Origin of the sequence: Micromonospora sp. WMMD964, assembly GCF_029581455.1 — a bacterium.
Lineage (GTDB): Bacteria > Actinomycetota > Actinomycetes > Mycobacteriales > Micromonosporaceae > Micromonospora.
Genome location: NZ_CP120860.1, coordinates 28,779 through 51,506, shown reverse-complemented (window position 1 = coordinate 51,506; position 22,728 = coordinate 28,779). Strand labels below are relative to the sequence as shown.

22 protein-coding genes are annotated in these 22,728 nt (G+C 71.9%); 10 read left to right on the top strand and 12 right to left on the bottom strand.

The window, feature by feature from the left end; genetic code table 11:
* Nucleotides 1-7 precede the first annotated feature (7 nt).
* Nucleotides 8-553: a GNAT family N-acetyltransferase gene (locus tag O7616_RS00230; protein ID WP_348773845.1), complete on the bottom strand. Its 546-nt coding sequence runs from the start codon at nt 551-553 to the stop codon at nt 8-10.
* Nucleotides 550-954: a superoxide dismutase, Ni gene (sodN, locus tag O7616_RS00225; protein WP_282256833.1), complete on the bottom strand. Its 405-nt coding sequence runs from the start codon at nt 952-954 to the stop codon at nt 550-552. The genes O7616_RS00230 and sodN overlap by 4 nt, the downstream gene beginning before the upstream one ends.
* Before the next feature lie 84 nt (nt 955-1,038).
* Between sodN and O7616_RS00220 the strand changes: the two genes are divergently transcribed.
* From O7616_RS00220 to O7616_RS00210, 3 genes are all read left to right on the top strand, one after another.
* Nucleotides 1,039-1,389: a S24/S26 family peptidase gene (locus O7616_RS00220; RefSeq protein ID WP_282305159.1), complete on the top strand. Its 351-nt coding sequence runs from the start codon at nt 1,039-1,041 to the stop codon at nt 1,387-1,389.
* Nucleotides 1,390-1,532: 143 nt separating this feature from the next.
* Nucleotides 1,533-2,711, top strand: coding sequence for an NADP-dependent malic enzyme (locus O7616_RS00215; protein ID WP_282305158.1), 1,179 nt, complete (start codon nt 1,533-1,535; stop codon nt 2,709-2,711).
* Between the two features lie 71 nt (nt 2,712-2,782).
* Nucleotides 2,783-3,745, top strand: a complete 963-nt coding sequence (locus O7616_RS00210) for a zinc-binding dehydrogenase (RefSeq protein WP_282305157.1) — start codon at nt 2,783-2,785, stop codon at nt 3,743-3,745.
* A 220-nt stretch (nt 3,746-3,965) separates the two neighbouring features.
* On the opposite strand, the gene O7616_RS00205 is transcribed toward O7616_RS00210, so the two are convergent.
* From O7616_RS00205 to O7616_RS00195, 3 genes are all read right to left on the bottom strand, one after another.
* A complete protein-coding gene (locus O7616_RS00205) occupies nt 3,966-4,934 on the bottom strand; it encodes a chlorophyllase (protein WP_282305156.1) in 969 nt (322 codons plus the stop codon).
* Nucleotides 4,935-5,008: 74 nt separating this feature from the next.
* A complete protein-coding gene (locus tag O7616_RS00200) occupies nt 5,009-5,311 on the bottom strand; it encodes an aldo/keto reductase (RefSeq protein ID WP_282305154.1) in 303 nt (100 codons plus the stop codon).
* A 23-nt stretch (nt 5,312-5,334) separates the two neighbouring features.
* The gene (locus tag O7616_RS00195) at nt 5,335-6,228 is read right to left on the bottom strand and encodes an alpha/beta hydrolase (RefSeq protein WP_282305153.1); all 894 of its coding nucleotides are present in this window, start codon (nt 6,226-6,228) and stop codon (nt 5,335-5,337) included.
* 156 nt (nt 6,229-6,384) lie between these two features.
* On the opposite strand from O7616_RS00195, the gene O7616_RS00190 reads away from it, so the two are divergent.
* Nucleotides 6,385-6,555, top strand: coding sequence for a hypothetical protein (locus tag O7616_RS00190; RefSeq protein WP_282305152.1), 171 nt, complete (start codon nt 6,385-6,387; stop codon nt 6,553-6,555).
* A 44-nt stretch (nt 6,556-6,599) separates the two neighbouring features.
* Here O7616_RS00190 and O7616_RS00185 read toward each other — a convergent pair whose 3' ends face one another.
* The 7 genes from O7616_RS00185 to O7616_RS00155 form a co-directional block, all read right to left on the bottom strand.
* Complete coding sequence (locus O7616_RS00185) at nt 6,600-7,715, bottom strand: acetate kinase (RefSeq protein ID WP_282305151.1); 1,116 nt, start codon at nt 7,713-7,715, stop codon at nt 6,600-6,602.
* Nucleotides 7,712-9,781 (bottom strand): phosphate acetyltransferase, encoded by a 2,070-nt coding sequence (gene pta / locus O7616_RS00180; protein ID WP_282305150.1) that lies wholly within the window; start codon nt 9,779-9,781, stop codon nt 7,712-7,714. The genes O7616_RS00185 and pta overlap by 4 nt, the downstream gene beginning before the upstream one ends.
* Before the next feature lie 98 nt (nt 9,782-9,879).
* A complete protein-coding gene (locus tag O7616_RS00175) occupies nt 9,880-10,065 on the bottom strand; it encodes a DUF6104 family protein (protein WP_121653181.1) in 186 nt (61 codons plus the stop codon).
* A gap of 110 nt (nt 10,066-10,175) precedes the next feature.
* Nucleotides 10,176-13,937, bottom strand: a complete 3,762-nt coding sequence (locus O7616_RS00170; protein WP_282305149.1) for a multifunctional oxoglutarate decarboxylase/oxoglutarate dehydrogenase thiamine pyrophosphate-binding subunit/dihydrolipoyllysine-residue succinyltransferase subunit — start codon at nt 13,935-13,937, stop codon at nt 10,176-10,178.
* Between the two features lie 248 nt (nt 13,938-14,185).
* Complete coding sequence (locus O7616_RS00165) at nt 14,186-15,010, bottom strand: ABC transporter permease subunit (protein WP_282305148.1); 825 nt, start codon at nt 15,008-15,010, stop codon at nt 14,186-14,188.
* The gene (locus O7616_RS00160) at nt 15,007-15,942 is read right to left on the bottom strand and encodes an ABC transporter ATP-binding protein (protein ID WP_282305147.1); all 936 of its coding nucleotides are present in this window, start codon (nt 15,940-15,942) and stop codon (nt 15,007-15,009) included. Before O7616_RS00160 ends, O7616_RS00165 begins: the two co-directional genes overlap by 4 nt.
* Nucleotides 15,943-16,083: 141 nt before the next feature.
* Nucleotides 16,084-16,731, bottom strand: a complete 648-nt coding sequence (locus O7616_RS00155; protein WP_282305146.1) for a hypothetical protein — start codon at nt 16,729-16,731, stop codon at nt 16,084-16,086.
* 157 nt (nt 16,732-16,888) lie between these two features.
* Between O7616_RS00155 and O7616_RS00150 the strand changes: the two genes are divergently transcribed.
* The 6 genes from O7616_RS00150 (at nt 16,889) to O7616_RS00125 (ending at nt 22,671) form a co-directional block, all read left to right on the top strand.
* Nucleotides 16,889-17,665 carry a GNAT family N-acyltransferase gene (locus O7616_RS00150; RefSeq protein WP_282256849.1) on the top strand — a complete coding sequence of 259 codons (777 nt, stop codon included), beginning with the start codon at nt 16,889-16,891 and terminating at the stop codon, nt 17,663-17,665.
* Complete coding sequence (locus O7616_RS00145; RefSeq protein WP_282305145.1) at nt 17,662-18,594, top strand: lysophospholipid acyltransferase family protein; 933 nt, start codon at nt 17,662-17,664, stop codon at nt 18,592-18,594. Before O7616_RS00150 ends, O7616_RS00145 begins: the two co-directional genes overlap by 4 nt.
* Nucleotides 18,595-18,892: 298 nt before the next feature.
* A complete protein-coding gene (locus O7616_RS00140) occupies nt 18,893-19,717 on the top strand; it encodes a DUF4097 family beta strand repeat-containing protein (protein ID WP_282305144.1) in 825 nt (274 codons plus the stop codon).
* Nucleotides 19,714-20,325 (top strand): PadR family transcriptional regulator, encoded by a 612-nt coding sequence (locus O7616_RS00135; protein WP_282305143.1) that lies wholly within the window; start codon nt 19,714-19,716, stop codon nt 20,323-20,325. The genes O7616_RS00140 and O7616_RS00135 overlap by 4 nt, the downstream gene beginning before the upstream one ends.
* A gap of 85 nt (nt 20,326-20,410) precedes the next feature.
* Complete coding sequence (locus O7616_RS00130) at nt 20,411-21,112, top strand: response regulator transcription factor (protein ID WP_030336721.1); 702 nt, start codon at nt 20,411-20,413, stop codon at nt 21,110-21,112.
* Entirely contained in the window at nt 21,109-22,671 is a 1,563-nt protein-coding gene (locus O7616_RS00125; RefSeq protein ID WP_282305142.1) for a HAMP domain-containing sensor histidine kinase, read from the top strand. The genes O7616_RS00130 and O7616_RS00125 overlap by 4 nt, the downstream gene beginning before the upstream one ends.
* The last annotated feature ends 57 nt before the right edge of the window (nt 22,672-22,728 follow it).

Here is a 22,728-nt window from a genome sequence, read left to right as displayed (position 1 = left end):
TACCCGGTCAGTCGCCCCTACGCGTGCCGACGGTGGTGGCCTGGGAGGCCAACTCGCGCAGGGCGTCGCCGCTGAGCCGGTAGGGCACCCACTCGCTCATCTGCTCCGCCCCGATCGAGGCGTAGAAGCCGGCGGCCGGGTTCCAGTCGATCATCCACCACTCCAGCCGCCGGTAGCCGCGTCGTACGCAGATGTCGGCGAGGGTGGCGAGCAGCATCCGACCCGCTCCGGTGCCCCGGGCGGCCGGGCGCACGTACAGGTCTTCCAGGTAGATGCCGTGCACGCCGGCCCAGGTGGAGAAGTTGAGGAACCACAGCGCGAAGCCGATCGGCTCGTCGCCCTCGTCGACCGCGACGTGACCGAAGAGCGCCGGAGCGCTCGGCGCGGCCGATGCCGCACCGGAACCGAACAGGGCCGAGGTGAGCTGCTCGGCGGTGAGGTGGCACTGCTCCGGGGCGCGTTCGTACTCCGCCAACTCGTGCACCATGGCGACGACGGCCGGCACGTCCTCGGGACGTGCCGGCCGGATCGTCGGGATGACCGACGAGGTCATGCCTTCTTGGTCTCCCAGAAGATCTTCGAGATCTCGTCGATCTTCGCGAGCAGCTTGTCGGCGGTGGCCGGGTCCAGGCTGCCCTTGACGCCACTGGCGCCGGCCAGCTTGGTGGCCTCGTTGAACAGGCTGTGCAGGTTCGGGTACTTCTCGAAGTGCGGCGGCTTGAAGTAGTCGGTCCACAGCACCCACAGGTGGTGCTTGACCAGCTCGGCGCGCTGCTCCTTGATGATGACGGCCCGGGTACGGAACTCCGGGTCGGTGTTCGCCTGGTACTTCTCGCAGATCATTTTGACCGACTCGGCCTCGATCCGGGCCTGAGCCGGGTCGTAGACACCGCACGGCAGGTCGCAGTGAGCGCTCGCGGTGACGCGGGGCGCAAGGATGCGCGGAAGTCGCATCGGGATCCTCCATGGGAAGTTTGCGATGATCAAAGGCGACATTACTCCTGGGAATGCTCCCCGAACCGGGTGGAGGTGAAACCAGTGCACGCCGATCACCCGGCTGAGGCGACCCGGTTGCACAGGCCGCTGACCGCCGTCCTGGTGACCGGCCCGTCCATGGTGCCGACGCTGCGGCACGGCGACGCGGTGCTGGTGCGCCCCGGCGGCCGCCCGATCCGACCCGGGGACGTGGTGGTCGCGGTCTTCCGCACGCGTCCCGAACTGCTGGTGGTGAAGCGGGCGGTCCGACCTCAGGACGGCGGCTGGTGGCTGCGCGGGGACAACGACCTGATCACCGACGACTCCCGGGCGTACGGGGTGGCTGACGTGCGGGGGAGGGTGGTGGCCCGCTACTGGCCGCGCCCCGGGCGGGTGCCTCGCCGGCGGATATGACCCTGCTCACATCCGGGGGGCGGTGCCGACACTATGCTCGGAAGTGCCGGGTGACCCCCCGCGCCGCGTGCCACCGCTCGCCGCCCACCTCGCGGCCGGGCCCGCCGCCTCACATCTGCTCGACAGATCCTGGAGTCACCGCCATGTCTTCGTCCACCGTGGACCCCGCTGATCCCGTCTTCCTCCTGCACCGGGGCGGCAAGATGGCCGTCGCCTCGACCGTGCCGCTCACCAGCCGGGAGGACCTCTCCCTGGCGTACACCCCGGGGGTGGCCCGGGTGTGTGAGGCGATCGCCGCCGACCCCGACCTGGCCGACGACTACACCTGGGCGGCGCACACCGTCGCGGTGGTCACCGACGGCTCGGCGGTGCTCGGGCTCGGCAACATCGGCCCGCGCGCCGCGTTGCCGGTGATGGAGGGCAAGGCGGTGTTGTTCAAGCAGTTCGCCGGGGTGGACGCGGTGCCGATCTGCCTGGACACGCAGGACGTCGACGAGATCGTCGCGGCGGTGCGGGCGCTCGCACCGTCGTTCGGCGGCATCAACCTGGAGGACATCAGCGCACCGCGCTGCTTCGAGGTGGAGCGTCGCCTCGACGAGGCGCTGGACATCCCGGTCTTCCACGACGACCAGCACGGCACCGCGATCGTCGTGCTGGCCGCGTTGCGCAACGCCGCCAGCCTGCTCGACCATAAGCTCGGTGACCTGCGGGTGGCGGTGAGCGGCGCGGGCGCCGCCGGGGTGGCCGTGACGAAGATGCTGATCGCCGGGGGAGTCGACCCCGACCAGGTGGTGGTCTGCGACTCGAAGGGGATCATCGGTCGGCACCGCACCGACCTGACCGGCAGCAAGGCCGACCTGGCGGCGAGCACCAACGCCGACGGTCGCCACGGCGACATCACCGAGGCGCTGCGCGACGCGGACGTGCTGATCGGGGTCTCCGGCGGTCAGATCCCCGAGACCGCGGTGGCCGGGATGGCACCCGACGGGATCGTGTTCGCACTGGCCAACCCGACGCCCGAGGTGCACCCGGAGGTGGCCGCCCGGCACGTGGCGGTGGTCGCCACCGGTCGAAGCGACTACCCGAACCAGATCAACAACGTGCTGGCCTTCCCCGGGGTGTTCCGGGGAGCGCTGGACGCCGGAGCCACCCGGATCACCGAGGCGATGAAGGTCGCCGCCGCGGACGCCATCGCCGGAGTGGTCGCCGAGTCGCTGACCGTCGAGGCGATCGTTCCGTCTCCGCTCGACCCGCGTGTCGCGCCGGCCGTGGCCGAGGCGGTCGCCGAGGCCGCCCGCCGCGACGGCGTGGCCCGCCGGTAACGGCGTACGCACGGGCGGGGGCGCTCCGGCCCGTGCGGCGAGCCTTCTTAACGAGCCCTCAGCTTGTTACCGTGCCGATCATGCGTGCCGCCTTCGCCTCCCGCTTCGACGACGCCGACCCGCTCACCGCGCTCACTGTCGGTGAGCGGCCCGAGCCGACCCACCCGGCCGACGACTGGGTGACCGTGCAGTTGCGGGCCACCTCGCTCAACCACCACGACCTCTGGTCACTACGCGGCGTCGGCCTCACCGAGGCCCAACTGCCGATGATCCTCGGCTGCGACGCCGTCGGGCTGGACCCGGAGGGGAACCCCGTCGTCCTGTACCCGGTGGTGGTCACCCCGGGTGACCCGCGCGGGGTCTCCATCCTCTCCGAACACTTCCCCGGGACGCTCGCCGAGCGGGTCGCCGTACCCCGGTCGAACCTGATCCCGCTGCCCGACGGCATGGCGGCGACCGACGCGGCGTGCCTGCCCACGGCCTGGCTCACCGCCTGGCGGATGCTGACCACTAAGGGCCGCGTCGCGGACGCCGACAGCGTGCTGGTGCAGGGCGCGGGCGGCGGCGTGGCCACCGCGGCCGTCGCGCTCGCCGTCGCGATGGGCAAGCGGGTGTACGCGACCAGCCGCGACGCCGCCAAGCGGGAGCGGATCTCCGCCCTCGGGGCAACCGCCGTGGAGCCCGGCGCCCGGCTGCCGGAACGCGTCGACGTGGTGATCGAGACGGTCGGCGCGGCCACCTTCGACCACTCGTTGAAGTCGGCCGCGCCGATGGCCCGGATCGTGGTCTCCGGCGCGACCGCCGGGCACGAGCCGTCGGTCAACCTGCGCCGGGTCTTCGCGATGCAGTTGGAGATCCTGGGCACCTCGATGGGTACGCCCGGCGAGCTGTACGAGCTGCTGGCGTTCTGCTCCGACAACGAGGTGCGCCCGGTGGTGGACAGCGTGGTGCCGTTCAGTCGTGTCGAGGAAGCCTTCGCCCGGATGCACTCCGGCGACGCCTTCGGCAAGATCGTCATCGACCACACGGCCTGACACCGCGCTCACGTCGCGCCGTCCGCGCCGTCCGTGCCGTCCGCGCCGTCCGCGCCGTCCGCGCCAAGATCCGCGCCGTCCGTGCCAAGATCCGCGCAACATCGGGGAAACTGCTGCCTCCCGGCGTGCCGAAGCAGCAACATCCCTGATGTTGCGCGGATCTTGGCGCGGGGGCGTGGGGGCGCGGGGGCGCGGGCGCGCGGAGGCCGGGGCGCGGGGGTCAGAGGTGGTCGTCGAAGGTGGCGATGTCACCACGCGTCGCGTCGGTGGAGATGCGCTTCCTGGCCTCCGCGTCCCCGTAGAGCGACCAGCGGAGGAACTCGACCGACGTGTCCGAGACGACCCGCAGCGTGGCGCTGTCGCCGAGCAACGCCCGCCCGTGGTCGCCCTTGGGCAGGCTCAGCATGGCCTTCGGCCAGGGCACCTTGTCGTAGGCGGCCTTGCCTGCCGCGTACTCGACCACCTCGTCCAACTCGCCGTGCACGAACAGTTGCGGCGCGGCCGCGCCGGCGAACGCCGTGCCCACACCGAGCGCCGTACCGGCGAACACGACGCCCGCGTCCAGCCGCTCGTCCCGACCGGCGGTGAACAGGCCGATGGTGGTCACCCCGCCCGCCGAGTGCCCGGCCGCGGCCACCCGCTCGCCGTCCAACCGGCCGCGCAGCGAGTCGCCGGCCGTGCCGTCCAGCGCCAACACCCGGTCCAGCGCGTACGACACGTCGGCCGGCTGGTTGAGCACGTCAAGGACGTTGTTGTCGGCTCCCTTCGAGGTGTGCGGGAACGTCGGCGCGGCCACCACGAAACCCGCCGCCGCCCAGCGGGTCAGCAGCGCCGCGTAGTCCTCCGGTCGTCCACCCAGGCCGTGACTGAACATCACCACCGGGAACCGGCCCTCCGCGGCCGCCGCCGACCGCTTGGCCGTGCCGCCGGACTTCCCGGCCGCCGGGTACCAGAGGGTCGTCGGCAGCGCACGGCCGTCCCGGTCCAGCTTCAGTTGGCGTACGCCGACCGCGAAGGTGTTCTTCGGGGCGGTCCCGGCGGGGACCTGCGGGGTCGGCGTGGCGGCGGGCGTCGGCTCGGCCGGCGGCGTCTGCCCGCCCGTGCTCGGGCGGGTGTCCGCTGAGCAGCCGATCAGACCGGCGAGAAGTACGGTGCCGGCCAGCAGTGCGGGAGTGACGCGACGGGGCATGGACTCGATTGTGCCCTGTCCGACGGTGTCGTCCGGAGGGCTTGGGCGGGGTGTGCCCGACCGGTCACCGCGCGTCAGGCTGCCGCCCGCTCGATGAGGGGACGCCGTCGCATGGCGGTGTCGGTCAGCGCGCGTGGGGGGAAGGCGGCGTTGGGGTCGTACCGGTTCGTCCCCGGCGGCACGATCTCGTCGATCCGGTCCAGGATCGCGTCGTCCAGGGTGAGCGTGGCGCCCTTGAGCAGATCCTCCAGTTGCGGCAGGGTCCGCGGGCCGATGATCGCCGAGGTGACGGCCGGGTGGGCCACGGTGAAGGCGATGGCGAGCTGGTCCACCGGGCCACCGTGCCGGCGGGTGCGCGGGTACGTCGGCCCGCGCACCTCGGCGTCGAGAGCCGGTGCTCTCAGGGGGCCGGGCGGGACTCGTAGCGGGTCGCGGGGGAGCGGGCGACGGCGGGCAGCCGGGCACCGGCCGCCCGGTCGCCGTAGAGGGTCCAGCGGAGGAAGTCGGTGGTGGTGGCGACGACCGGGGCGAAACCCGGGTGGCCCGGCGTCAGGTACGCGCCGTGGTCCTGCCCCAGCAGGCTGAGGAACGCAGCGGGCCCTCTGGTGCGCCGGTACGCGGCCCGGCCGACGGTCAGCGGCACCACCGCGTCGGCGGTGCCGTGCACGAAGAGCACCGGCGCGGCGAGCCCCGCGAAGCTGCCCGGCAGCCCACCGCCGGCGATGACGATCCCGGCGCGTAACCGGGCCGGGTGCCCCTCGCTGAACATGCCGGAGGTGGTGAAGCCGCCCGCCGAGTGGCCGGCGGCGGCGACCGACGTCAGGTCCAGGTGCCCGCCGAACGGGTCGTCGCGTTTGCGGTCGAGACGGCCCAGGTGCCGGACCAGCCGCCAGGCGTCGGCGGGCTGGTTGCGGACGTCGGCCCGGCTGAACTCGGCGGCACCCTGCCGGGTGTGCGGGTACGCGGGCGCGGCCACCACGAAACCGGCCGCCGCCCAGCGGGTGGTCAGCCCGGCGTGCAGGTCGGGTCGACTGTGCAGCCCGTGGCTGTAGATCACCAACGGGAACCGCCCCGCCGCCACTCCGTCGCTCGACACCGGATACCAGATCGTCACCGGCAGTGGGCGCGCCGAACGCGGTTCGAGGGTGAGCGTACGCACGCCGACGGCGTACGACCCCTCGGGCGCTCGACGCGCCGACACCGGCCCGTCGGCCTGGTCGGCCTCGGGGGGCGCCGCCGCGCAACCGGCCAACAACGCCGTCACCACCACGGCGATCAGCCGTCCCGCCCCCATCGTTCCACGGTAGGTGCCTGGGTGGGCGTAGCCACCCCACCGTCCGGCCCGGCTGCACGCGCCACCCGGTCGGGTCACGTCAGCCGGCCGGGTCCAGCTTGGGACGACGCGGGCCGGGGGCGGTACGGCGTGACCAGCTTCGCTAGGGTCACCCGCATGGCTGAGAACTACACCGACCCCAGCGGCAACACCGAGGCGTTCCGCGCCTTCTCCCAGACGCCGGAGGCCGCCGCGTCGACGGAGGCCCCGTCCCGGCTCCCCCTGATCGTCGGTGCGGTGGTCGTCGTGCTGGTGGTGGCCGTCGTCGCCTGGTTCGCGCTGAGCTGACCGGAGCGCCACCGACCGGGGCGCCGGGTTGGGCCCGGCGCTGGTCAGCCGCCCTCCACCACGTCCATGGTCTGCCGGGCGATCTCCCGTTCCTCGTCGGTGTGGATGACGCAGACGCTCACCTCAGCGTCGTCGGGTGAGATCACCCGGTCGCCCGTACCGTCGTTGCGGTCTCCGTCGACGGCGATACCGAGCCGTTCCAGGCCGGCCAGCGCGGCGGCCCGCACCGGTGCGGCGTGCTCGCCGACCCCGGCGGTGAAGGCGATCGCGTCGACGTGGCCGAGCAGCGCGTAGTAGGCCCCGACGTAGCCGGTGATGCGCCGGCAGTACACGTCGAAGGCCAACTCCGCCGCCGGGTCACCGGCCGCCCGGCGGTGCAGCACCTCGCGCATGTCGTTGGCGCCGGTCAGCCCGAGCAGGCCACTGCGGTGGTTGAGCAGATCGTCGATCTCGTCGACCGACAGCCCACCCTCCCGGCGGAGGTGGAAGATCACGGTCGGGTCCAGGTCGCCGCTGCGGGTGCCCATCACCAGCCCTTGGAGGGGTGACATACCCATCGAGGTGGCGACGCTGCGGCCGTTTCGCACCGCGCAGGCGCTGGCCCCGTTGCCGAGGTGCAGGGTGATGGTGTTCAGCTCGTCGTACGGCCGACCGAGCAACTCGGCGGTGCGGCGGGACACGTACGCGTGCGAGGTGCCGTGGAAGCCGTACCGGCGGATGTCGTACCGCTCGGCGACGTCCCGGTCGATCGCGTACGTCGCGACGGCCTCCGGCAGGGTGTGGTGGAACGCGGTGTCGAAGACGGCGACCTGCGGGACGTCCGGCAGCGCCGCCCGGGTCACCTCGATGCCCGCCAGGTTCGCCGGGTTGTGCAGCGGGGCGAGCGGCACCAGGTTCCGGATCGCGGCCAGGACCGCGTCGTCGACGAGCACCGGTGCGCTGAACGTCCGGCCGCCGTGCACCACCCGGTGCCCGACGGCGGCGAGCCCGGTCAGGTCCAGTCCGTCGAGGATCTGCCGGACGGCGGTGGCGTGGTCCGCCGGGCCGCCACCGGGCTCACCGATCCGCTCGACGGTTCCGTGGTCCAGCGCCCGGTCGCCGTCGTAGCGCCGCCACTTGACCGACGACGACCCGCAGTTGAGCACCAGCACCCGACTCACGACGCCTCCTCGGTGGCCGCCTGGATGGCCGTGATCGCCACCGTGTTGACGATGTCCGGCACCAGCGCGCCCCGGGACAGATCGTTGACCGGCCGCCGTAGGCCCTGCATCACCGGACCCACGGCGACCGCCCCGGCGGAGCGCTGCACGGCCTTGTAGGTGTTGTTGCCGGTGTTCAGGTCCGGAAAGATGAAGACCGTGGCGTGGCCGGCGACCGGGCTGCCCGGCAGCTTCGTCGCCGCCACCGCCGGGTCGATCGCCGCGTCGTACTGGATCGGCCCCTCGACCAGCAGGTCGGGTCGGCGTTCCCGGACCAGCGCGGTGGCCGCGGCGACCTTCTCCACGTCCTCGCCCGCGCCGGAGCTGCCGGTGGAGTACGACAGCATGGCCACCCGGGGTTCGATGCCGAACCGGGCGGCGGTGTCGGCGGACGAGATCGCGATGTCGGCGAGCTGCGCGGCGTCCGGGTCGCGGTTGACCGCGCAGTCGCCGTAGACCAGCACCCGGTCCGCGAGCAGCATGAAGAAGACGCTGGAGGCCACCGAGACCTCCGGCACGGTACGGATGATCTCGAACGCCGGTCGGATGGTGGCGGCGGTGGTGTGCGTGGCGCCGGAGACCATCCCGTCGGCCCGTCCGGTCGCCACCATCAGCGTGCCGAAGTAGTTGGGCTGCGCCACGATGTCGTGCGCCAACTCGGCGGTCACGCCCCGGTGGGCGCGCAGCCGCGCGTACTCGACAGCGAAGTCGTCCCGCCAGCCGCTGGTGACCGGGTCGACCACGTTCGCGTCGCCGAGGTCGACGCCCAGCTCACGGGTTCGCCGGGCGACGTCGTCCGGTCGCCCGAGCACTGTCAGCTCGGCCACCCCACGGCGCAGCAGGATCTCCGCCGCCCGCAGGATCCGGTCCTCGGTGCCCTCCGGCAGCACCAGGTGCCGACGGTGCGAACGGGCCCGGTCGATCAGCTCGTTCTCGAACATCAGCGGGGTGACCCGGGTGGAGCGGCTGACCCGCAGCCGGCGGGCCAGGTCGTCGGTGTCCACGCAGCGCTCGAACGCGCCCAGCGCCGCCTCCACCTTGCGCGGGTTGGCGGCGCTGGGCCGACCCTCGATCCGGCTGGACGCGGCCACCGTGTCGTAGCTGTCGCTGCCCACGGAGAGCACCGCCAGCCCGGTGTTCAGACCCTCCACCAGCCGCATGACCCGGGGGTCGGGCTGCTCGCCGAGGGTGAGCACCAGACCGGCGACCGACACCTGCCCGGCCACGTGCGCGGCGCTCGCGGCGACGAGCAGGTCGGCCCGGTCCCCGGGGGTGATCACCAGGGCGCCTTCGGTGAGGTGGTCCAGCAGGGTCGGCACATGCGCCGCACCGACCACGAAGTCCAGCACGTCCCGGCCGAGTGCGGCGTCGTCCCCGGCCAGCAGGGTGGCGCCGAGCGCCGCCGCCACCTCGGCCACCGTCGGCGCGGACACGCTCGGTACCTCCGGGATGGCGTACGCGGGGACCGGCAGGTCCGGCAACGTCATCGGCTCGGTCACCCGGTTGGCGATCACCGCGAGCACCGTCGCGCCCAGGTCGGCCAGGTCGTGGTACGCCCCGCGCACCGCCGCCGCCACCGCCGTCGGCTCCTGACCGAAGCCGTCCACCACCGGCACCACGACACTGCCGAACTCGATGGCCAGCCGGGCGTTGAAGGCCAACTCCCGAGGGTGGGCCGGGTCGCCCGGGTCGTCGAAGTCGCTACCCACCACGACGACCGCCGGGCACTGCCGCTCGACCGCCCGGTACCGCTCGACGACGCCGGAGATCAACTCCTCACGCCGGCCGTCGGCCACCAGTGTCGCCGCCTCGGCGTACGTGGCCCCGGCCAGGTCGGCGAGCGGCACCTCGACCCGGTAGCGCTCGCTGAGCAGGGCGAGGATCGGGTCCGCGCCGCTGGACGCGACCAGCGGTCGGAACACGCCGATCCGCCCCACCTGCCGCGACAACAGTTCGGCCAACCCGAGAGCGACGGTGGATTTCCCCCCGCCAGAACCAACGCTGGTCAGATAAACGCTCCGAGCCACAACCCCACCCCCACCCCACACTCGGTGATCAAGACGTTTGCGTCAGTTCCGGCCCCCATGGTGACCGAAAGCTCTTGATCACCGGGGGTGGAACGGAATCATGCGTCGTCGTCGTCGGGGTCGTCTAGGCGGGCCAGGTAGGTGGCGAGGCGTTCGATGGGGGTCTCGAACTCGGGGTTGAGGTCGACGAAGTCGCGCAGGCGTTCGCCCAGCCACTCCAGGGTCACCTGTTCGTCGCCCCGGCGCTCGACCAGTTCCTCGATGCCACGGTCGGTGAAGTACATGGGTTCGTCCTCGTGCTCGGCCCGGCGCGTGGCCGGGCGGGTGGACCGACGCGAGCCGGGGCAGGACCGTGGGAAACGGCCCTGCCCCGGCTCGCGCGGTACGGGTCAGGTCACGGGCGGGGGAGAGCCGCCTCGATCAGCGCGGTCTGCTCGACATCGTGGGTCTTGGCCGACCCGACCGCCGGGGCGGCCGCGGCCGGGCGGGAGATCCGCCGCAGGCGTACGTCGGTCAGGTGCTCCAGCAGGTTGAGCGCGACGAACGACCAGGCACCCTGGTTGGCCGGCTCCTCCTGCACCCAGGCGAAGTCCTCCGCGTTCGGGTACTGCGCCAGGGCGGCCCGGATCTCCTCCACCGGCAGCGGGTACAGCTGCTCGATCCGGAGGATCGCCGTGTCGGTGACGCCGCGCTCCTGCCGGGCCTGGAACAGGTCGTAGTAGACCTTGCCCGAGCAGAGCAGCACCCGCTTCACCGACTCCGGCGCCGGGGCTGCCGTGTCGCGCAGCACCGGCTGGAAGGTGCCGGTGGTGAAGTCCTCCACCGAGGAGACGCAGAGCTTGTGCCGCAGCAGCGACTTCGGCGTGAACACCACCAGCGGCTTGCGCTTGGGCGACAGGGCCTGGCGGCGCAGCAGGTGGAAGTAGTTCGCCGGGGTGGTCGGGATGGCCACCCGCATGTTGTCCTCGGCGCACATCTGCAGGAACCGCTCCGGCCGGCCGGAGGTGTGGTCCGGGCCCTGGCCCTCGTGGCCGTGCGGGAGCAGCAGGGTGACGGCGGAGCGCTGGCCCCACTTCACCTCACCCGACGAGATGAACTCGTCGATCACCGACTGGGCGCCGTTGACGAAGTCGCCGAACTGGGCCTCCCAGGCGACGAGGGCGTTGATGTTCTCCACCGAGTAGCCGTACTCGAAGCCCATCGCCGCGTACTCGCTGAGCAGCGAGTCGTGCACGAAGAACCGGGAGCGCTCGCCGTCGCCGGTGAGCGACTTGAGCGGCAGGTAGTCGTCCCCGGTGCGGGAGTCGACGACCGAGGCGTGCCGCTGGACGAACGTGCCGCGACGCGAGTCCTGACCGGCGAGCCGGACGGTGACCCCGTCGTGCAGCAGTGCCCCGAACGCGATGATCTCGCCGTAGCCCCAGTCGATGTTGCCCTCGGTGGACATCTTGGCCCGCCGGTCGAGCAGCTGCTGGATCCGCTTGTGCGGGGTGAAGCCCTCCGGCAGGTTGATGTGCGCCTCGCCGATGGCCTTGATCACGGACGCGTCGGTCGCGGTGTCGACCTGCGGCTCCGGCTCCTCCTCGCGGCGCGGGCGGTTGAGCTGGCGCGGTGCGGAGGCGGCGTCCCGGGTGGCCTTGAAGACCTTCTCCAGCTGCGCCTGGTAGTCGCGCAGCAGCTCCTCCGCGTCCTCCACGGTGATGTCGCCCCGACCGATCAGCTCCTCGGTGTAGAGCTTGCGGACCGAACGCTTCGAGTCAATGATCTTGTACATCTGGGGGTTGGACATCGACGGGTCGTCGCCCTCGTTGTGCCCGCGCCGGCGGTAGCAGACCATGTCGATCACGACGTCCTTGTTGAACGTCTGCCGGTATTCGAACGCCAGCCGGGCGACCCGGACCACGGCCTCGGGGTCGTCGCCGTTGACGTGGAAGATCGGCGCCTGGATCATCCGGGCCACGTCGGTGCTGTAGAGGCTGGACCGGCTGTACTCCGGGGCGGTGGTGAAGCCGACCTGGTTGTTGACCACCACGTGCACGGTGCCGCCGGTGCGGTAACCGCGCAACTGCGACAGGTTGAGGGTCTCGGCGACCACACCCTGACCGGCGAACGCGGCGTCGCCGTGCACCGCCAGCGGCAGCACGGTGTAGCCCTCCAGCTTGAGGTCGATCCGGTCCTGCTTGGCCCGGACGATGCCCTCCAGCACCGGGTCGACGGCCTCCAGGTGCGACGGGTTGGCCACCACCGACACCTTGACCGCGTGCTCGCCGTCGGGGGTGGTGAACTTGCCGTTCTGACCCAGGTGGTACTTCACGTCGCCGGAGCCCTGCGTGGAGCGCGGGTCCAGGTGGCCCTCGAACTCCGAGAAGATCTTCTCGTACGGCTTGCCGACGATGTTGGCCAGCACGTTGAGCCGACCCCGGTGGGCCATGCCGATCACGACCTCGTCCAGGCCGCTCTCCGCGGAGGACTCCAGGACCTCACCGAGCAGCGGGATCAGCGACTCGCCGCCCTCCAGCGAGAACCGCTTCTGGCCCACGTACTTGGTCTGCAGGAAGGTCTCGAACGCCTCGGCGGCGTTGAGCCGGTTGAGCACGTGCTTCTGCTCGTCGGCGGACGGCTTCTCGTACTTGCGCTCGATGCGCTCCTGGACCCAGCGCCGCTCCTCCGGGTCCTGGATGTGCATGTACTCGATGCCGACCCGTCGGCAGTACGAGTCGCGCAGCACGCCCAGGATCTCGCGCAGCTTCATCCGCTGCCGGCCGGCGAAGCCGTTGACCGGGAACTCCCGGTCCAGGTCCCACAGGGTCAGCCCGTGCTGGAGAACGTCCAGGTCCGGGTGCTTGCGGATCTTGAACTCGAGCGGGTCGGTGTCGGCCATCAGGTGACCGCGCACCCGGTAGGCGTGGATCAGCTCGTGCACCCGGGCGGTCTTGTTGATCTGGCCCTCGGAGCTGACCGCCACGTCGCGCATCCAGCGCACCGGCTCGTACGGGATGCGCAGCGCGGTGAAGATCTGGTCGTAGAAGCCGTGCTCGCCCAGGATCAGCTCGTGCATGACCTTGAGGAACTCGCCGGACTGCGCGCCCTGGATGATCCGGTGGTCGTACGTGCTGGTCAGCGTGATGATCTTGCTGACGGCCAGCTCGGCCAGGGTGGCCTCGGACATGCCCTGGTAGGGCGCCGGGTACTCCATCGCGCCGACGCCGATGATCGCGCTCTGCCCCTGCATGAGCCGCGGCATCGAGTGCACGGTGCCGATGCCGCCCGGGTTGGTCAGCGAGATCGTGGTGCCGGAGTAGTCCTCCATGGTCAGCTCGTTGCGCCGCGCCCGCCGGACCACGTCCTCGTACGCCTGCCAGAACTGCCGGAAGTCCATCTGCTCGCAGCCCTTGATGGAGGGGACCACCAGGTTGCGGCTGCCGTCCGGCTTGGCCAGGTCGATCGCGATGCCGAGGTTGACGTGCGCCGGACGGACCACCGCCGGCTTGCCGTTGGCCTCGGCGAAGGAGTTGTTCATCTCCGGGTGCGCGACCAGCGCCCGGACCATCGCGTACCCCACCAGGTGGGTGAAGCTGACCTTGCCACCACGCCCCCGGGCGAGGTGGTTGTTGATCACAATGCGGTTGTCGACCAGCAGCTTCGCCGGGACCGCGCGGACGCTTGTCGCGGTGGGCACGCTCAGCGAGGCGTCCATGTTCTGGACGATCTTCGCGGCGACCCCGCGCAGCGGCGTGGTCTGCGGACCGTCCGCGGTCGGCGCGGCGGCCTTGGCGGCCGGCTCGGCCTTCTCCGGCGCGGCCTTGGGCGCGGCCGGAGCAGCGGCGGCGGGCTTGGCCGGCGCCGACTGGGTGGTGGCCGGCTTCGCGTCGGCCGGCGTGCTCGCCGTCTTCGCGGGGGCGCTCGGCTGGCTGACCTTGGCGGCTGCCTCCGGCTGGCCGTCCGGCTCGGGAGCGGCGGCCGGCTTGTCCGACGACTCGGCCCCCCGTGGGGTGGCCGCTCCGGGCGCCGGCCGGTAGTCGGCGAAGAAGTCGTGCCAGGCCGAATCGACGCTCGTTGGGTCGGCGAGGTAGCGCTGGTACATCTCCTCGACGATCCACTCATTCGGGCCGAAACCCGCTAGTGGGTTCTCCTGCGAAGTCTGCTGGGTCGACACGGCCGGTAATCGCCTCTTTCACGCGGGTTTGTGTGGCACGCGGTGTGTCCCTCGCGCCCGATTAGGAGCGCGGACTGGACGGTTCCCAGGCTACGCCGTACCGATCCCGCAGGCATTTCCGCCTCGGTCCCGTGGCCGGTTTCACAGAAGATGCCAGAAGTTCACCAACCGCTGCGTGGTCGGTCGACGACTGCTAAGGCGGACCGGCGATCCGGGGTGACGGCGCACTGCCGCCACCCCGGCACCGGTCAGGAGATGTCGCGTCGACGCATCAGCAGGGTGCCGACCACGCCGGTCACCACCGCGTACCCGATCAGCACGGCCGCGCCGGCCCAGCGCGGTGGGTTGCCCGGGATGTCCGCCCCGGTGACCATCAGCGACGAGGCCAGCGACGGCACCAGCAACTGGAGGTTGTTGATCCAGTCACCCCACCGCTCGGCCAGGATGGCGATCACGAAGATGGCGCCGATCGAGCCGCCCAGGTAGAGCAGGATGCCGGTCACCGTGGCACCGATCTGGCTGCGCAGCAGCACGCCGATGCCGACGCCGAACACCGCCCAGAGCAGGTACGCGAGCAGGTTCAACCCGATCGCCCGCCACGCCGCGTCGTTGCCCAGTTGCGAGTCGAGCCCGACCGCGTTCAGCACCGCCGAACCGGCGACCAGGTTGAGCGCGGTGGTCACCAGCCAGAACAGCAGCGCCAGCACGCCCGCCGCGACCAGTTTGGCGGTCATCACGGCGGTGCGGTGCGGGTTGGTGAGGAACGTGGTGGTCACCGTCTGGTGGAAGAATTCGCTGGTCACCACGATGATGCCGAGCAGCATCACGATCAGCAGGCCGAAGAACTGCCCGGTGGTGAAGAGGTTCGAGGAGAGCGCGTCCGCGCTGGCCGCCACCGCCAGGGTGTCGGCCTGGTCGGCCGGTACGTCGCTGAGGTTGCCGTTGGTCAGGGTGTCGGCCTGCAACCAGTTGATCAGCAGGGTGAGCGCCCAGAGCGGCACGCTGATCAGCGCGAAGATCCACCAGGTGTTGGTCGTACGGATCTTGAGCAGCTCGGATCGGACCAGGTTCATCGGATGCCCGCCTTTCCGGCCGTCAGCTCCAGGAAGACCCGTTCCAGATCGGGCCGTTCGGTGGTCAGTTCGTGCAGCTCCACGCCGGCGGCGAGGGCGGCGCGGCCGATGGTCGGCGCGTCCACCCCGGAGACCAGCAGCACGCCCTGCTCGTCGACGTTCACCGTCGCCGACTGCGCCTTGAGCGCGGCGGTCAGCGCCTCGGCCTGCGGCGTACGCACCCGGACCTGCGCGCCCTGCGCCATCGACCCGAGCACCTGGTCGACCGGACCCTGCCGGATCAACTGGCCGGCGGCGATGATCACCACGTCGTCGGCGAGCAACTGCATCTCGGACAGCAGGTGGCTGGAGACCAGCACCGTACGGCCCTCGTGGGCGAGGTTCTTCAGGAACCCGCGCATCCACCGGATGCCCTCCGGGTCGAGCCCGTTGGCCGGCTCGTCCAGGATCAGCACCCGGGGGTCGCCGAGCATCGCCGCGGCGATGCCGAGCCGCTGCTTCATGCCCAGCGAGTAACCCTTGAACTTGCGCTTCGCCGCCGGGGTCAACCCGACCAGTTCCAGCACCTCGGCGGCCCGCTGCTTGGGCAGCCCGGCCGCCGCGCAGATCACCCGCAGGTGGTTGATGCCGGTGCGGCCCTTGTGCGCGCTGGACGCCTCCAGGATCGCGCCGACGTGCCGCAGCGGGTCGGCGAGGTCGGCGTACCGGCTGCCGCTGATGGTGGCCGTGCCGGCGGTCGGCGTGACCAGGTTCAGCAACATGCGCAGCGTGGTGGTCTTACCAGCGCCGTTCGGGCCGAGGAAGCCGGTCACCCGCCCCGGCGCCACGGTGAAGGACAGGTTGTTCACCGCCCGGACGTTCTTGTACTGCTTCGTCAGACCGGACACCACGATCTGACCGTCGCTGGTGGGGCTTCTCTGCCCGTCAGTCATCGTTCTCCTCCCGTGCGTGGCGCTGAGGTACGCCGTGGCACAGCGTGACGGCCCAATGCAACAAGGTCAATCAGGCGCGGTCCGTATGTCCTGATCCGTCTCAGGGTGGAGGCGGGTCATCCCTGCGGTTGACGACCGGGATCAGCGGGCGATCCAGGTCGCCCGTGCCGCGCCCAGCAGCGCGCCGTCCGGGCCGTACAGGCTGGTGTGCACGAGCGCCTTGCGCCCGTCCACGCCGAGCAGCGCCCCGGTCACCACGCACTCGTCGCCCGGAGCCGGCAGCGCCGCGACCACGGCGGCGATCCGGCCCAGCAGGTACGGGCGGCCCGGCGCGAGCACCGTCCACCCGCCGGGGCAGTCCAACGCCGCCCAGACCGTGGCCTCGCCGACCTGCTCGGGGGCCCGGAACGGCGCGGCGGTCCGACCGTCCGGCAGCCGGCCGGGGAAGATCCGCAGCCCGTCCGGGCGCTGCGGCCCGCAGACGTAACAGCCGGGGAACGGATGCTCGACCAGCCCGGGGTAGCGGGTCGCGGCGGCCACCGCGGTCTCCAGGTCGACCGGGGGTACGACGGCGTCGACGGCCCCGGTCGGGCGTACCTCGGCCACCAGGTCCCCGGCCGGGTCCCGGACCTCGCCGTCGACCAGGCTCAGCTCGGTCTCCAGAGGTGGTGGCCGGCGTAGCGTCACCTCGACCGGTCCGGTGCCGCCCGCCGCGGTGGCGAACACCCCCGCGCTCCATCCGCCGTTGCCGGAGCCGGTGGGCCCGTTGTAGCGGGACTCGATGCGCATCGTCGACCTCCAGGTGGCGTACCGGCGTCCCCGCCGGCCGTCCCGGCAGCCTCGCACGCCCGGACGCCGGTGCTGCTCGCGGTCTCGCCTGCCGGCGTTCATCCGATCGACACCGGTGGTCCCCGTGGATGGCAACCCGGGCACCTACACAGATTCCATGGCCGTTCTGCATGCCGCTGGCACACCCCTGAAGACCAGCGGATACACCCTGCTGATCGCCGACGACCCCACCCAGGTCGCGGCCGCGCAACGCCTGCGCCACGAGGTGTTCGCCACCGAACTCGGCGCCACCCTCCGTCCCGGCCAGGCCGGGTTGGACGTGGACCCCTTCGACGCGTACTGCGACCATCTGATCGTCCGCGAGGACAGCACCGGCGCGGTGGTCGGCACCTACCGGCTGCTTCCCCCCGGCCGCACCGACCGGCGGTACGCCGAGGACGAGTTCGACCTCACCGCGCTCGACTCCCTCCGCGACGACCTGGTGGAGACGGGCCGGTCCTGTGTGCATCCGGACCACCGCTCCGGTGCGGTGATCAACCTGATGTGGGCGGGCCTCACCCGCTACCTGCACCTGCGCGGTTCCCGCTGGCTCGGCGGCTGCGCCTCGGTGCCGGTGGACGACGGTGGGCGGACGGTCGCCGAGGTCTGGGCCCAGGCGCAGACCCGGCACCTGTCGCCGCCGCCGCTGCGAGTCCGCCCGCTGCGCCCCTGGTTCGCCGAGTCGGCCGCCGCCGCGCCGGTGACCGCCGCCGAGCCGGCCGGGCGCGTCGTGGTGCCGCCGCTGCTGCGGGGGTACCTCCGGCTCGGCGCGTGGATCTGCGGCGAACCGGCGTACGACAGCGACTTCCGGTGCGCGGACTTCTACGTGCTCTTCTCGCTGGACCGGATGAACCCGCGATACCTGCGGCACTTCCTGGGCGGGGAGCAGCGGTGACCACCGTGGCGCACGACCTGTGGCGGCCCGCCTCGGGCTGCGACGACGACTGCCTGCCGGCGGCCGGCGAGGTACCCACGGTGCCGATGGCCCGTCGGGTGCTGCGGTCGGTCGCGGCGCTCGGCATGCTGGTGGCCGGGATCGGCCTGGTGGTGCTGCTGCCGGTGCTGCCGAGCCGGGAACGGCAGGCGGCGGTACGCGGCTGGGCCCGGGCCACCATCCGCGCCTTCGGCGTCCGGCTGGTGATCCGGGGTCGGCTGCCGCGACGGCGGGCGCTGCTGGTCGCCAACCACGTCTCGTGGCTGGACATCCTCGCGGTGCTGGCGGTGGCGCCCACCCGGATGGTCGCCAAGCGGGAGATCCGCTCCTGGCCGGTGGTCGGTCTGCTGGCAGCGGCGGCGGGCACCGTCTTCGTGGACCGGTCCCGGCCGATGGCGCTGCCGGGCACCGTCGGCCGGATCGCGGACGCGTTGCGTGCCGGCCGGTCGGTGACCGTCTTCCCGGAGGGTACGACCTGGTGTGCGGGTGACGGTGCCGGCGACTGCCGCCCCGGCGGTGGTTTCCGGCCCGCGTCGTTCCAGGCGGCCATCGACGCGGGCAGCCCGGTGGTGCCGTTGCGGCTCGCCTACCGCTGTGAAGCCACCGGCTCGGCCACCACGGCGACCGCCTTCCTCGGCGCGGACACCCTGCTGCGGTCGGTGGCCCGGGTGGTGACGGCGCGGGAGATCGTGGTCTCGGTGACGATCGCCGCCGCGCTGCATCCGGCCCGGGATGCCGACCGGCGGCTGCTGGCCCGGGCCGCCGAGTCGGCCGTACACCTGACGCACGCGCCGGGTGCGCGGACCCGGCTGCGTGCGGTTCCCACCCCCACCCCGGCGGTCCCCGTTCCGACGCCCGTCGGAGGTCGCGAGCTGGACCTGGCTGCCTAAAGCCACTGCCGCCCCGCCGCCCGCGCCCCGCCGCCCGCGCCCCGCCGCCCGCGCCCCGCCGCCCTCGCCGCAGGATCACCGACCAAGATCCGCGCAACATCGGGGATGTTGCTGCCTCCCGCACGCCTGAGGCAGCAACATCCGGGAAGTTGCGCGGATCTTGCGCGCGGGTCTTGCGCGCGGATCTTGCGCCTTGGTGGGCAGGCGGCTCGCGACCTATCTTGTCATGTCGCGATGTATCGCGTTAGTGTCTCCTGGTGGAGCGCGCGTCGGCGCGCGTCGTCGAGAGGGGGACACCATGGCCGGCTGGACGGTCGAGAGCCCGCAGCGGCTCACCATTGACGGTCCGGTCACCCGGCTGGACGTCCGGCTGGTGAGCGGACGGCTCAACGTGGTCGCCACGGACGGTCCGACCCGGATCGACGTCACCCAGGTCGGTCGCCGGCCGGTGGTGATCGACCACTCCGACGGCCGGCTCGGCATCCGCCAGGAGCGCGGCCGGAGCTGGTCGGACGTCCTGCGGTGGTTTCGGATGATCCACCGGTACCCACGGGTGGACGTCTCCGTCGCCGTGCCCGCCGACGTCCTCGCCGACCTGGGCCTGGTCGCCGGCGCGCTGGTCGCCTCCGGCCTGCGCCGGCAGACGTCGGTGCACGTCGTCTCCGGCCAGATCACCCTGATGGGCCTGCGTGGCAACACCTCCGCGACGATCACGTCGGGGCCGGTGGAGGCGCTCGGGGTCCGGGGCGACCTCTCGGTCGAGACGGTCTCCGGTGAGGTGATCCTCGCCGACAGCGCCGCCGACCGGGTGCGGGCGCAGACGGTCTCCGGTGCGATCACCTGCGACCTGGACAACCCCCGACGCAGCGAGATCCGACTGACCACCATCTCGGGCGGCATCACCGTCCGGGTCCGCGAGGACAGCGACCTCGCCGTCCAACTGCAGACCGCGTCGGGCCGGATCACCAGTGGCTTTCCGCAGGTCCGCACCTCGACGTTTCCGCTGCGCAGCAGCGAGGGAGTGCTCGGCGCGGGCGAAGGTAAGCTCTGGGCTTCCGCGACCTCGGGGAGCATCGCCCTGCTCGCCCGAGCCGTCGACGACGATTCCGAGGAGCTGCCGTGACCGCCGTGTTCAGCCACGGACGGCTCCGGCTCTACCTGCTCAAACTCCTCGACGACGGCCCGAAGCACGGCTACGAGCTGATCCGCCTGCTGGAGGACCGGTTCCTCGGGCTCTACGCGCCCAGCGCCGGCACCATCTACCCCCGCCTGCAACGGCTGGAGGCCGAGGGCCTGGTCAGCCACACCGCGGCCGGTGGTCGCAAGACGTACGACATCACCGACGCCGGTCGTGCCGAGCTGCGCCAACGGGCCGGCGAGTTGACCGAGCTGGAGGCCGACATCGCCGCCTCGGTGGCGGACCTGTCCAGCCTGGCCGGCGAGATCCGCAGCGAGGTACGCGGGTCGGTGCGCGACCTCAAGCGGGAGCTGAGCGAGGCCACCCGGCAGACCCGGCGTACCCGGTGGGAGACGCCTGCGCCCCCGCCCGGACCGGCGTCGGCCGCCGGGCCGCACACCGCGCTGCTCGACGAGTTCGACAAGCGGTTGGCCGAGTTCACCGCCGAGGTGGGTCGACTCGTGCGCGCCCGACGGTTCAGCGAAACGCAGCTACGCACCGCCATCCGGCTGCTCGACGGGGCCCTGGACGGGCTGCGCCGCCTGCTGCGCTGAGCCGAGGAACCGGTCGGCCACGACTCACAGGTTTTTTGCAGGAACCGTCCAGCGCCGACGCAGTCGTGTCACCGATGATGGGCCCATGCCCGCTACCCAGACCGAGGCGCGACTCCTCGTGGTCGAGGACGACCCCAACATCCTCGAACTGCTCTCCGCGAGCCTGCGGTTCGCGGGCTTCGACGTGGCCACCGCGACCAGCGGGAGCGCGGCGCTCAACGCCGCCAAGGACCACCGGCCCGACCTGGTGGTGCTCGACGTGATGCTCCCGGACCTGGACGGCTTCGAGGTCATCCGGATGCTCCGCGAGGGCGGCACGCGTACCCCGGTGGTCTTCCTGACCGCTCGGGACGCCACCGACGACAAGATCCGTGGGCTCACCCTGGGCGGCGACGACTACGTCACGAAGCCGTTCAGCCTGGAGGAGTTGACCGCCCGGATCCGCGCCGTGCTGCGCCGCACCACGACCGGCGAGCAGGCGCCCTCCCGGCTCACCTTCGCCGACCTGGAGTTGGACGAGGAAACCCACGAGGTGCACCGTGCCGGTCAGCGGGTGCAGCTCTCGCCGACCGAGTTCAAGCTGCTGCGGTACCTGATGCTCAACGCCAACCGGGTGCTGTCCAAGGCGCAGATCCTCGACCACGTCTGGAACTACGACTTCCGGGGCGACGACAACATCGTCGAGTCCTACATCTCGTACCTGCGGCGCAAGGTCGACACCACCCAGCCCCGGCTGATCCACACCCTCCGTGGCGTCGGGTACGTCCTGCGCAAGCCGGCGGCGTGAACGCGGTCCAGCAGGCGAAGGGGCGAGTGCGCAGCGTTCCACTGCGGATCAAGCTGGTCGCCTCGGTGCTCGCGCTGGTCTCCGGCGCACTGGTCGTGATCAGCGTCTCGACCGCGTACTTCCTGCACAACTACCTGGTCGACCAGATCGACATCGAGCTGCGCGATTCGGCCGACCGGATCCAGTCCATCATTCCGTCGTCGAACCGCGTCTCGCTGCCCAGCGACTACGTGATCGTGCTGACCAGCCCGACCACCGGCAAGGTGCAGGTCTACGCGTACGACACGTCTCGCTTCCGGATGGACGACCTGCCGCCGTGGCCGAGCGACGCGGCCGGTTTCGAAGAGCAGGAGAAGGCCCAGGACGGCGGCCCGCGCACCGTGCGGGCCCGGGACAGCTCGGTGCGCTGGCGGATGCTCTACACCGAGTTGCCCAACGGCCAGATGGCCGCCATCGGCGAACACCTGACCGACGTCGACCAAGCCGTCAAACGACTCGCCTGGATCGATCTGCTGGTCGGCGGCGCGGTGCTGATCATGCTGGCCTCGGTCGGCGCGGCGATCGTCCGGACCAGCCTCAAACCACTCGTGGAGATCGAACGCACCGCCGCCGCCATCGCCGGCGGTGACCTGAGCCGCCGGGTGCCCGACCCGGAGCAGGGGCAGGAGCATCCCACCTCGGAGTTGGGGCGGCTCTCCCGCGCGTTGAACGCGATGCTCACCCAGATCGAGGTGGCGTTCACCGCCCGCGCCGCCTCGGAGAGCGCGGCGCGGTGGGCGGAGAGCGCCGCCCGGGACGCGGCGGCCTCCGCCCAGGCATCCGAGGCGCGGGCCCGGCGCTCGGAGGAGCGGATGCGGCAGTTCGTCGCCGACGCCTCGCACGAGTTGCGGACCCCGTTGACCACCATCCGCGGTTTCGCCGAGCTGTACCGGCAGGGCGCGGCCCGCGCGCCGGAGCAGACCGCCGGCCTGCTGCGCCGCATCGAGGACGAGGCGGCCCGGATGGGGCTGCTGGTGGAGGACCTGCTGCTGCTTGCCCGGCTGGACCGGGAGCGGCCGCTGTCGCTGACTCCGGTGGAGCTGCCGGTGCTCGCCTCCGACGCGGTGCAGGCCGCGCGGGCGATCGCCCCGGATCGACGCATCGAGCTGGAGATCGCACCGGATGCGGGCCCGCTCGTGGTCTCCGCCGACGACGCGCGGCTGCGACAGGTGATCGGCAATCTGGTCACCAACGCGTTGACCCACACCCCCGCCGACGCCGAGATCCGCGTGCGGTTGCACAGCGAACCGGGGGGCCTGGCCGTGGTGGAGGTCGCCGACACCGGCCCGGGGCTCTCCCCGGAGCAGGCCGAACGGGTCTTCGAACGGTTCTACCGGGCCGACGCGGCACGGACCCGGCGGGCCGACGGCAACACCGGCACCGGCCTCGGCCTGGCCATCGTGGCGGCGCTGGTCGCCGCCCACCACGGCTCGGTCGAGGTGGCCGAGACGCCCGGTGGCGGGGCGACCTTCCGGGTCCGGCTTCCGCTGCTGCCACAGGTCGACGACGTCGGCGAGTGACTTTCAGCCAACTTCCAGGACGGTTCCAGCTTGATCGCAGTGCTGGGGGAGAAGGTA